Genomic DNA, 1,469 nt, shown 5'->3' with positions numbered 1-1,469 from the left:
CAATACAATGGCCAGAGCGTCGGAAGTGGGCAGTGCGTCGCTCTGGCGCAGGCGACGTCGGACGTCGGCCTCACGTCGACCTGGGTTCCAGGAGAACAAGTTCAGGGGGCGACCGACATTCCCGAAGGGACCGTAATCGCGACATTCGGTGAAGACGGAACCTACACGAACACGCCGGGCCAAAGCCACACTGCGATATACCTTGGCCAAAATGACCAAGGCATTCAAGTCATGGATCAATGGAGTGGACAGCCAGCCCACTATCGAACAATTCCTTGGACAACGAGCAATCAGTATGAATCCGGGAGCCAATTTCATGTCGTATCTCACTAAGCCGCTCGTGGTAGCTTTCGCGCTCATTCTTAGCCAGCAGGCGAATGCAGCGTCATTGTGCAAGGCCGGGCTGTCGGGGATCACCCTTATCGAAGGGAACTACGATCCACCCGCGTCGATGACGCCGGATATGGAGCGTTTCAAGCCGGGCGGTCGATGGCCGGACGACTTGATCGAGCAGGGCTGGCACAATTTGAGAAAAGCCCACGCCCCGCTGAGATTGGTGTGCCGGTACAAGGATGGCAAGCAGGAGACTCTGCTGCTGCCCAAAGGAACCGATGCCTGCGTGTTGAAGCCCGGACTCATAATCAATTGCAAGTGAGAGCCCGCAGCGTAGCCGAGTGTTCCGCCAGTGAAGGATGATGCGGATAGCGATCGGGAAATGTGAGGCATTTCCCGGTCGCGCGACTTCTTCGCGGCGAGCGGACGTATCGTCAAACGAGCATGAATTTTCCCGAACGGCCGGCTCCCAGTTCGCGCAGGTGGACCGCACGGTTGCATTGCGGACGATTTTGGAGCGGCCGCCTGCAATTCGGGAGGCTTTCATGAATAAGGAATCGTCTGCGTCACGTCTTCATCCGAACGCAACTCGGGTTTCGAGCTCTCTTGTCGGATTCCTTGCCGACGCCCTTTCGATAGCGATCGGGGCGGGTGCGCTGGGTGGCGCTGTCGCGGGCATTGTCGTGATGCTGTTGGACGGTCCGAGCGCAATTCGAGGGCGCAAGCTCGATGCACCGTTCATTCACCCCGCTTCGCGCGTGAGCGACGATTTGGCGCGACTATTCGACAGAAGCGCGAGAGAGCGAAGCGAAGCGTCGGAATCCCAAGTCGCGGACATGAATCTGTCGCAACATGAGCGGATGTCGCCGCGCTCGACTTTTCTGCGCGATGAATGAACTCGGGAGCATCTGGCGCTCGCAAGCGGAGAGTGGGGCTGCGAGCGAGTGCATTCTCGACACACTCCGGCGCCCTCTGCGTCCGATTCTATTCGCCAGCGCCGGGCTTACCTCATTACGCGGCGATAGGTCGAAGCGGCAAATTGCGATCTAACAATCGCGGCAGGGTCGGATAGACCGTCGCCTGCATGCACATGCCGAGATCGTCGTGAAGGATCAGGGTGCGGACGGCGATCTTGC

The 1,469-nt window shown here is 59.0% G+C and carries 3 protein-coding genes; all 3 read left to right on the top strand.

Annotated features, from left to right (window positions below; translation table 11 throughout):
* The first annotated feature begins 42 nt into the window (after window positions 1-42).
* Entirely contained in the window at window positions 43-333 is a 291-nt protein-coding gene (locus tag A1351_RS23770; RefSeq protein WP_245291593.1) for a BPSL0067 family protein, read from the top strand.
* Window positions 317-655 (top strand): hypothetical protein, encoded by a 339-nt coding sequence (locus A1351_RS06645; protein WP_083967183.1) that lies wholly within the window; start codon window positions 317-319, stop codon window positions 653-655. The genes A1351_RS23770 and A1351_RS06645 overlap by 17 nt, the downstream gene beginning before the upstream one ends.
* A gap of 223 nt (window positions 656-878) precedes the next feature.
* Window positions 879-1,229, top strand: a complete 351-nt coding sequence (locus tag A1351_RS24485) for a hypothetical protein (protein ID WP_157096131.1) — start codon at window positions 879-881, stop codon at window positions 1,227-1,229.
* The last annotated feature ends 240 nt before the right edge of the window (window positions 1,230-1,469 follow it).

The sequence above is a fragment of the Methylosinus sp. R-45379 genome (genome assembly GCF_001644125.1).
In the GTDB taxonomy this organism is placed as follows: Bacteria; Pseudomonadota; Alphaproteobacteria; order Rhizobiales; family Beijerinckiaceae; genus Methylosinus.
This window is presented reverse-complemented; position numbering and strand designations above follow the sequence as displayed.

Bases quoted from the DNA above. Each gene is read 5' to 3' on its own strand.
- A1351_RS06645 (WP_083967183.1), top strand. From the start codon at position 317: ATGTCGTATCTCACTAAGCCGCTCGTGGTAGCTTTCGCGCTCATTCTT.
- A1351_RS24485 (WP_157096131.1), top strand. From the start codon at position 879: ATGAATAAGGAATCGTCTGCGTCACGTCTTCATCCGAACGCAACTCGG.